This window comes from Haladaptatus sp., from assembly GCF_049589095.1.
Taxonomy (GTDB): domain Archaea; phylum Halobacteriota; class Halobacteria; order Halobacteriales; family Haladaptataceae; genus Haladaptatus.
This window is the reverse complement of sequence record NZ_JBAWAC010000141.1, coordinates 1-8,023: the sequence shown is the minus strand read 5'-3', so window position 1 is coordinate 8,023 and position 8,023 is coordinate 1. Positions and strand designations below refer to the sequence as shown.

General features: G+C 60.1%; 11 protein-coding genes and 1 pseudogene. 4 read left to right on the top strand and 8 right to left on the bottom strand.

The annotated features are described in order from the left end of the window. Positions 1-72: 72 nt before the first annotated feature. The 5 genes and pseudogenes from cyaB to WBV42_RS04865 all read right to left on the bottom strand — a co-directional run bounded on the left by cyaB (position 73) and on the right by WBV42_RS04865 (position 2,832). The gene (cyaB, locus tag WBV42_RS04885) at positions 73-663 is read right to left on the bottom strand and encodes a class IV adenylate cyclase (protein ID WP_423985032.1); all 591 of its coding nucleotides are present in this window, start codon (positions 661-663) and stop codon (positions 73-75) included. A 129-nt stretch (positions 664-792) separates the two neighbouring features. Continuing rightward, positions 793-1,371, bottom strand: a pseudogene (locus WBV42_RS04880) (GNAT family N-acetyltransferase); the annotation flags it as partial. A gap of 19 nt (positions 1,372-1,390) precedes the next feature. After that, positions 1,391-1,624 (bottom strand): DUF7385 family protein, encoded by a 234-nt coding sequence (locus WBV42_RS04875; RefSeq protein ID WP_423985031.1) that lies wholly within the window; start codon positions 1,622-1,624, stop codon positions 1,391-1,393. Continuing rightward, positions 1,621-2,232, bottom strand: a complete 612-nt coding sequence (locus WBV42_RS04870; protein ID WP_423985030.1) for a GNAT family N-acetyltransferase — start codon at positions 2,230-2,232, stop codon at positions 1,621-1,623. Before WBV42_RS04870 ends, WBV42_RS04875 begins: the two co-directional genes overlap by 4 nt. A 6-nt stretch (positions 2,233-2,238) precedes the next feature. Beyond that, positions 2,239-2,832: a GNAT family N-acetyltransferase gene (locus WBV42_RS04865; protein WP_423985029.1), complete on the bottom strand. Its 594-nt coding sequence runs from the start codon at positions 2,830-2,832 to the stop codon at positions 2,239-2,241. Between the two features lie 148 nt (positions 2,833-2,980). On the opposite strand from WBV42_RS04865, the gene WBV42_RS04860 reads away from it, so the two are divergent. Further along, entirely contained in the window at positions 2,981-3,706 is a 726-nt protein-coding gene (locus WBV42_RS04860) for a bacterio-opsin activator domain-containing protein (RefSeq protein ID WP_423985028.1), read from the top strand. A 104-nt stretch (positions 3,707-3,810) separates the two neighbouring features. After that, entirely contained in the window at positions 3,811-4,074 is a 264-nt protein-coding gene (locus WBV42_RS04855; RefSeq protein WP_423985027.1) for a HalOD1 output domain-containing protein, read from the top strand. 65 nt (positions 4,075-4,139) lie between these two features. On the opposite strand, the gene WBV42_RS04850 is transcribed toward WBV42_RS04855, so the two are convergent. After that, positions 4,140-4,589 (bottom strand): pyridoxamine 5'-phosphate oxidase family protein, encoded by a 450-nt coding sequence (locus WBV42_RS04850; protein WP_423985026.1) that lies wholly within the window; start codon positions 4,587-4,589, stop codon positions 4,140-4,142. A 172-nt stretch (positions 4,590-4,761) separates the two neighbouring features. Between WBV42_RS04850 and WBV42_RS04845 the strand changes: the two genes are divergently transcribed. After that, entirely contained in the window at positions 4,762-5,649 is an 888-nt protein-coding gene (locus WBV42_RS04845) for a PhzF family phenazine biosynthesis protein (protein WP_423985025.1), read from the top strand. Between the two features lie 63 nt (positions 5,650-5,712). Here WBV42_RS04845 and WBV42_RS04840 read toward each other — a convergent pair whose 3' ends face one another. Continuing rightward, positions 5,713-5,859, bottom strand: a complete 147-nt coding sequence (locus tag WBV42_RS04840; protein WP_423985024.1) for a hypothetical protein — start codon at positions 5,857-5,859, stop codon at positions 5,713-5,715. Positions 5,860-6,026: 167 nt separating this feature from the next. On the opposite strand from WBV42_RS04840, the gene WBV42_RS04835 reads away from it, so the two are divergent. Next, positions 6,027-7,508 (top strand): replication factor C large subunit, encoded by a 1,482-nt coding sequence (locus tag WBV42_RS04835; protein ID WP_423985023.1) that lies wholly within the window; start codon positions 6,027-6,029, stop codon positions 7,506-7,508. 144 nt (positions 7,509-7,652) lie between these two features. Here the strand turns inward: WBV42_RS04835 and WBV42_RS04830 are convergent. Continuing rightward, a partial coding sequence (locus tag WBV42_RS04830; protein WP_423985022.1) for a Na+/H+ antiporter NhaC family protein occupies positions 7,653-8,023 on the bottom strand: 371 nt, incomplete at its 5' end.

Below are 8,023 nucleotides of genomic sequence, written 5' to 3'. Positions count from 1 at the left end.
CCCTACAACCCTCCACTTTCCCTCCCTACACCCGCCATGTCACTTCGTTTTCGCTACTCAGTGGCTGTTCATTCATTGCTCGTCCGCTCCTCGTCCATTCCTCATCCGCTCCTCATCACCCGTCTTTCCTTCGAGTAGCAATCCGAGATACGACGTTCGAATCTGCTCCTCCGGGTTCAACCCTAACTCGCGAAGTACGTCGTAGGCACCCACACGGGCGGATTCGATGTCTCCCTCCTCGTCCGTTTCCGTCTCGACTTCTACGAACTCCCCGAGTCCGGTTACGGCGTCGAGGCTGACGACGTAGCCGTCGAGTTCGTACCGTTCCCGCTCTTTGTGGACGGTTGCGGCCGATTCGAATCCGAGCGCCGAGAGCAGTTCATCCACCGTGTCACCGTTGCCGATGACGGTTTCGTGTTCCTTGCGCGTCTTCGACTCCTCTTCCACCAGCGGGCCTTTGTACGTCACGACCTCCACCGCATCGTCGTCGTCGGCTTCACGGCGAATGCGGAGCGCTTCGTCCGTCTCCGCGAAGTCACGGTGGGGCGCGTCGTAGTAGAAGTCCTCCTGCGTGACCACGCCGACGGAGTGGGCATTGAGGTCGTCCAACCGTTCTCGAACCGCCGCGTGGTCGGCTCGTACCTTCACTTCGACTTCGTACATGGTCGGAGGGAGGAGCGGGGGGTTGAAAAGATACACGACGGACGCTCGGCTCTCTCTGTTCCCCAACTTTTCCCAATCTCTTTTTCCCAATCTCCTTCCACCGTCACACTCGTCCACCGTCACACCCCAGCGGTCCCGCCATTCCTCCCGGAGCAGGCCGTACTGTACCATATCGCGGTGTTCGCCGTCCACGAACATGTACTGACGGCGGCGACCTTCTTCCACGAAGCCGAGGGATTCGAGCAGGCCGCGGGACGCCTCGTTGAAGTCGTACGCCTCCGCACCCACGGCGGGTGTGTCGTACTCCCGGAAAACGTAGTCGAGAACGAGCGAGACGGACTCCTTCCCGTAGCCGTTGCCCTGTACCGCCGGAACGAGCCAGTAGCCGAGTTCGGGGCGTTTGTAGTCGGCGTCCATCACGTTCACTTGGCCGATTCGCCGCACTTCGTCCGCTTCGCCACCCTTCCTATCCTTCCCATCCTCCCCAATCTCTCCATTCTCCCCATTCTCCCCACTCACGCAGACGAGGAACCTGTCCGCACCGTCGTCCTCGTGAAGTTTCGAAACCTCGTCCCGATTCATCACCGGATTCCCCATCGGATAGCGGAGTTCGGGGTTCGCCAGTGCGCGCTGAATGAACGGAACGTCCTCCTCTTCGACCGTCCGAAGCGTGACTCGATCACCGTCCGTGATTCGTGCTCCCGGCATGGATTACTCGTGGCACATATTATTCGTGGATGAACATGCAGGTCCGGTCGTCGTCGCGGAGGATGCAGAAACGCATCGACCCGGTCGGTTGAAAACTGTGCCCCCGCTCTTCCGTGACGAACACCTCCGAAAACGGTTCACCACAGACCGAACACGCCACGGAATCCCGATTTTCGAACAGGGAACTGTGTCCGGCATCCTTCTTCAATTTCAGGCGGTGGCGAATCGCGTGCTCGTCGAACCGCTCGGTCACGATTCGTCCTCCTCACGGCTCGTTTCCCACTGTTCCCGCGTGATGGTGTAGCGGTGGACGTCGTTCACTTCGTCGTCCATCGGAACCCATTTTCGAAGCAGGCAGTCGTGTTTCCCACCGAACCGTCCGACGTACTTCTCGATGGCGCGCCGAGATTTCTTGTTTCCGACCCCGTGTGTCACGGCGACGAGTTCCAAATCGAGATGATCGAACGCGACTTCGATGAGTGCATCAGCACGTTCGCCGGAGTAGCCGCGCCCCCAGAACCGCTTACGGAGCCAGATACCGAGCGTCCCGGTCCGCCTCTTCCAATCAATGTGGAGACCACAGTTTCCGGCAATCTCACCCCCGCCGTCCTCGCCTTCTTTCGGGTGGATTACGTAGCTCATGTCCGAAGCGTCGTCCCACTTCTCCTCGCTTTTCGTGACGAATTCCAACGTCTCCTTCGGTGTGGAATGTGGGTCCCACGAGAGGAATTCCGTTTCCTCCTCGATATCGTCACGGTGCGAGTAGAGCCGGTACAACTCGTCGATATCGACGTTCTCGCGGCACATCCGTTCCAGCACCAACCGCTCGGTTTCGAGACGTTCGGAAAAGAGATGGGACACGATCCGTCACTCTCGACTCTCGGCCCACTGTTCGCGCGACACCGTGAACCGATGTGCGTCGCGGACGACGTCGCCGTCGGGGTGCCGGTTCCGGAGGATGCCGTCGTACTGCCCGCCATGCGCTTCCACGTACTTCTCGATGGCGCGGCGTGACTTCTCGTTCCCCGCGAGGTGTTCGACCGCGACGAGTTCGAGATCGAGGCGGTCGAACGCGAGTTCCATCAGCACCGACGCGCGTTCGCCGGAGTAGCCTCGCCCCCAGAACGGCTTGCGGAGCCACAGGCCGAGACTTCCGGTTCGCGTCTCCCACTTGACGTTCAGTCCGGTCGTTCCGGCGATTTCTCCCGCGCCGTCCTCGCCTTCTTTGGGTCGGATGACGTACTCCGAACCGGCCGCTTCGGCGCGGTTCTTCTCCGACATATCGATAAACTCCTTCGTCTCCTTCGGCGTCGTGTGCGGCGTCCACGAGAGGTGTTCGGTGATCTCCTCGATATCGGGCGCGTCGTGTGCCGTGTGTCGGTAGAGATCGAAGGTGTCCACCCGGTCGTGTGTGATCGCCTCCAACCGGAGGCGGTCGGTTTCGAGTTCCTCGGGAAACATACCTCTGACGAGACAGCAGGCGGACAAAAGTTTACTGAGAGACTGTTACTGTCTGTCACGGATCTTCGGGAACGCGACACGAACGCTATGGTGGATGTTTACTAAGGACACAGAGTGCATAATCGTGTTCAACTCATAGCGGAATGAGATGGTGAACCAACGATCACCGACGGGAAGCGTCGAATTGGTTTTCTCGTTTCACGACGAGCGATGCTTCTTCGTCGCTTTGTCCGAGCGAGCGGACTGCGGACTCGTCGCTGAGGGTGCGGTTCATCGGGAGGACGGGAACATGCTCGAATTCTTCACCGTTCACGGTGCACGACCCGAGACGGTTCTCCATATCGCCGATGACCTCCCGTCGGTGCGCGATGCACGCGTCGTGAGTGAACACCCTAACACGACGCTGATGGAGTTCGTCGTCACTGACCCGTGTGTCGCGGCGACGTTGGCAGACACCGATGCGGTGGTGCGTGAAGCGACTGCCAAGAGCGGTCACGCTCGTATCGTCGCGGACGTCTCGCCAAATGGGGATGTCCGGCGAGTCGTGGACCGCTTTTTCGACCGATACGAGGACGCTCAACTCCTCTCCAAACGGACGCTCGGGCGGACCATTCCCGCTCTCTCGAACCGAGCACAAAACGCACATCTCACGGCGGAGTTGACCGACAAGCAGTTGCGGGCAGTGGAAATCGCGACACGCGAAGGGTATCTGATGTGGCCGCGGGAGAGTACCGCGACGGAATGTGCAGCGAAGATGAACGTCTCACAGCCGACTTTCAGTCAACACCTCTGGACTGGATTGGGGAAGTTGCTCACTGCCATGTTCGAACCGTACGAGGGTACGGAGATGAATGTGCTAAATGATATCCCCTAGCGAACCTTTCGGGAGAGGCGATGCGGTCAGGTGGCGTCGCTCCTCAGAAACGGATACGACGACCGGCTCGGGATACGAGCTACTTCGGTCGGTCATTTCCAACGATGCATACCACTAATTCACCCAACGAAGCGACGAACGGATCGCATTCAGGAGAGCCGATAAGCCAGCGCGTCGTGCTCGCCGTCGCGAATCGAGCGGATGTGCAGGTAACCGAACTGCCACCGCTGTACGACTTCCTCGACCCCGATGCTCTCAACGCAGTTGTCAGGAGTAACGCTGCCGACCTCGAACTCTCGTTTTCGTTCGCAGGGTACCGAGTAACCGTCGAGAGTGACAGCACAGTTCAGGTCCGACAGGAATCCTGACGGACACGCTTCGAGTTTCTAACCGGTCATACAGAGCTATCGATATCGATGGCTGCCGTCGTTCTCTATCCCTCCGTAGTCGCTTCCTTTCGACTGGTTATCTCCGTCGGGTGGAGGTGGAAGAACTCGAACGCCACTTCGCGCGAATCGCGTTCGAACAGGTCGACGAGCGGAATATCGACCCGTTGCACCCCCTGTACCACCTCCGAAGTGACGTCCGCTTCCGCCACCTCGTCCAACTCTCCCCTCACGACGACGCTCCGCCAGCCATCGTCCGTGTGGTCGTAAGTGACGAACGTGACCGGGCGGTCGATGACTTCGTCGCGCTCGCCGCCTTGCTCGACCGCGAGCCGGAAGTAGAAGTGGATGTCGGTTGGGTCGTAGCCGTACGACACCGGTATCGAGTACGGCGATTCGTCGATACCCGTCGGAAACGAGATGACACCCGTTCCCCCACTGGTGAGAAATTCGTCCCGCTCTTCGTCGTCCATTCGGACGGATTCGATGTCCCCCATGGCAACCGAGATACGTCACGCTGGTCGAAAAAGGTGGGTGGTCACGCCGGTCGAAAAAGGTGGATGATCACGCCGGTCGAAACCCATTGATCGTGGAACGAACAGAGGGAACACCGAGAACTGGGGGAATACTGATGGGAACCGCTTTCTTTCATCGCGGAGACGGCTACGTATGGCGGGTAACCGATTTCACGTGGTGGACGTGTTCGCACAGGAAAAGTACGCGGGCAATCAACTCGCCGTCGTCCACGATACGGCGTCGATGGGCGGAGACGAGATGCTGGAGATCACTCGCGAGACGAACTTCTCCGAGGCGACGTTCATCGATTCGTCGGAAACGAGGGACGGCGGGTACGACGTGCGTATCTTCGACCCTGCGGAGGAGATCCCGTTCGCCGGTCATCCAACGCTCGGAACGGCGTTCGTGGTCCGCGAATTCGTCCGCGACGACCGCCCTGACGAACTCACGCTCAACCTCGGTGTCGGGCAAATCCCCGTCCACGTCGAGCGCGACGAGGATGGCAACGAATTGTTCTGGATGAACCAAGTACCACCGACGTTCGGGGAGACCGTCCCGCACTCCCTCGCTGCGAAGGTTCTCGGTCTCGAAGCGAGCGACGTGGACGATGCGTTCCCCGTCCAGATCGTTTCGACCGGTTTGCCGACGCTCGTCGTCCCACTTCGGTCGCTCGACGCGGTTCGGCGGGCGGAGACGAACCACGACCCGTACTACGAGGAGTTCATCGAACCGTACGGCGGCCACAATATCGTCCTCTTCGCGCCGGAAGCCGAGGCGGAAAACGACCTTCACGCGCGGGTGTTCGCCGACTACGCTGGCGTTCCGGAGGATCCAGCGACGGGTTCTTCGAACGGCTGTCTGGCGGCGTGGTTGGTCGAACACGAATACTTCGGGGCGGACGAAATTGACGTTCGAGTCGAACAAGGAATCGAAATGGGTCGTCCGTCGCTCCTCCACCTCTGCGCGTCGAAAGCGGACGATGTCATCGACGTGGAGGTCGGGGGCCGAGTGATTCCGGTCGCCGAAGGACGGTTGTTGTAGCGAATCTACCGGAATACCGTTCGAAACTGTGGTCCTTCCATCCGTCCGTTCGTCCGCTCGCCGTTATTTTGCCGTTACTTCGTCGAACAATTCAACAACGCGCCGTTCGATCTCGTCCCGGATCTCACGAACCCGTTCGACGTCCGCGTCACAACACTCCCCGAGTTCGTCGGTGAGCAACCGTCCGATTCGAGCGTTCGTTCCGGCCATCGAGAGCTAGTTGAAAACAAATTCATCTAGTTGTTCCAAATTGACCATGGTTCAGATAGATTGTATCGTCGTTCGACCGTCGTGTGTGGCGGACGGTTCCGTAGTCCTGGACTCCATTGGACCGCGCTCCGCAATCACTAAACGGCCTACATCCCTACACTCCCTCAATGGTAGACTGGACGGAGAAGTATCGCCCGACCACGCTTTCGGAGGTCCGGGGGAACAACAAGGCCCGTGACCAACTGCGGGAATGGGCCGATACGTGGGAGAATCACGGGGATGCCGTCATCCTCCACGGTAGCCCCGGCGTCGGGAAGACTTCGGCGGCCCACGCGCTGGCGAACGACATGGGCTGGCCGACCATCGAACTGAACGCCAGCGACCAGCGGACCGGCGACGTCGTCAAACGCATCGCGGGCGAGGCGGCCAAGAGCGGCACCCTCACCGGCGGCGTGTCGGGGCGACGAATCGTCATCATGGACGAGGCGGACAACCTGACGCACAACGCCGACCGCGGCGGCTCGCGGGCCATCACGGACGTGGTGAAATCGGCGAACCAACCGCTCGTCCTCATCGCGAACGAGTTCTACGACATGTCGAACTCGCTTCGAAACGCCTGTGAAACCATCGAGTTCCGCGACGTGTCGGCCCGGAGCATCGTCCCCGCGCTACGGGACATCTGCCGACAGGAGGACATCGAGTACGACGACGACGCGCTCGATGCCATCGCACAGAACGACAGCGGCGACCTGCGCTCCGCGGTGAACGACCTGCAAGCGGTTGCCACTACTGGTGGACGGCTAATGCGCGAGGACGTGGTAACGGGCGAGCGCGACACGACCAGCGGCATCTTCGACTTCCTCGACGACCTGATCAAGAAACAGGACGCCGAGGGTGCGCTGAAGGCGTCCTACGACGTGGACGAGACGCCCGATAACATGCTGAACTGGATCGAGGATAACCTGCCGAAGGATTACGAGGGTCAGGAACTCGCGGACGCCTACGGCTACATGGCCAACGCGGACCGCTGGCTCGGGCGGGTGCGGGCCACGCAGAACTACAAATACTGGCGCTACGCGGGCGACAACATGACCGCCGGGGTGGCCGTCGCCAGAAATGGAACGAAGGGCGGATGGACGCGCTACGGCCCGCCGAGTTACTGGAGAAAGCTCGGCAGTTCGCGCGGCAAGCGCGACACGCGGGATTACATCGCCCGGAAGATAGCCGAGGAGAGCGGCATCAGCATGAGCACGGCCCGCCGCGAAGTCATCCCGTTCCTCGCCGAGATGACTCACCACTGCAAGAACCGGGAGTTGACCGTGACGATGGCGGCGCGCTACGATTTGGAGGAAAAGCACGTCTCCTTCGTCACGGGGAGCGGAAAGACGACGAACAAGGTCGAGAAAATCGTGGCCGACGCCGAGGAACGAAAGCACGAACTCGCCATCGAACATTCGGGCGGGGCCTTCGAGGAGTTCGCGTCGGATTCGGTGTCGGACGATGCCGAATCCGTGCAGGGGGACGGGGACGGGCACGAGGATAAGGGAGATGGTTCGGACCCCGAACCGCGAGAGTCGGCGGCGGAACCCGAACCGACGGACGCTCCCGAATCTGGCAACGGACAGTCCGGACTCGGCGACTTCCTGTAACGAACATCACGACGATGTTCGTATTCTGGTTATATTCGTATTCTAACTATATTAGAATTCTAACTATATTAGAATTCTAACTATATTCGTATTCTGACGGTATCATAGTACACCGATCGGAACGAGGAATGAAAGTTGCCCGTCTCAGTACGGGAAGATGCGGAAGCTCCCGGGGAGGAAGAACCCGAGGGTGAGGAACAGCACTGCCGCAATGGTCGCACAGATGACGGCGTAGGGTATCTGTGTCCGGACGTGGACGAGGTGGTCGCTGCCGCTGGTCGAGGACGCGAGAACGGTGGTGTCGCTGATCGGCGAACTGTGGTCGCCGAAGATGCCGCCGCTGAACACCGCGCCCATGACGAGCGGGAGGTTCGCGCCGGTGGTGAACGCGATGGGGAACATGATGCCGTAGGTGGACCACGAACTGCCGTCGGAGAAACTCACCATGCTGGTGATGAGGAATAGCGAGACGGGAACGAGTTGCGGCGGCACGCCGGAGAAGTTGTTGGTGACGA

Bases quoted from the DNA above. Each gene is read 5' to 3' on its own strand.
- WBV42_RS04860 (WP_423985028.1), top strand. From the start codon at position 2,981: ATGGTGAACCAACGATCACCGACGGGAAGCGTCGAATTGGTTTTCTCG.
- cyaB (WP_423985032.1), bottom strand. From the start codon at position 663: ATGTACGAAGTCGAAGTGAAGGTACGAGCCGACCACGCGGCGGTTCGA.
- WBV42_RS04835 (WP_423985023.1), top strand. From the start codon at position 6,027: ATGGTAGACTGGACGGAGAAGTATCGCCCGACCACGCTTTCGGAGGTC.
- WBV42_RS04855 (WP_423985027.1), top strand. From the start codon at position 3,811: ATGCATACCACTAATTCACCCAACGAAGCGACGAACGGATCGCATTCA.
- WBV42_RS04845 (WP_423985025.1), top strand. From the start codon at position 4,762: ATGGCGGGTAACCGATTTCACGTGGTGGACGTGTTCGCACAGGAAAAG.
- WBV42_RS04840 (WP_423985024.1), bottom strand. From the start codon at position 5,859: ATGGCCGGAACGAACGCTCGAATCGGACGGTTGCTCACCGACGAACTC.
- WBV42_RS04865 (WP_423985029.1), bottom strand. From the start codon at position 2,832: ATGTTTCCCGAGGAACTCGAAACCGACCGCCTCCGGTTGGAGGCGATC.
- WBV42_RS04850 (WP_423985026.1), bottom strand. From the start codon at position 4,589: ATGGGGGACATCGAATCCGTCCGAATGGACGACGAAGAGCGGGACGAA.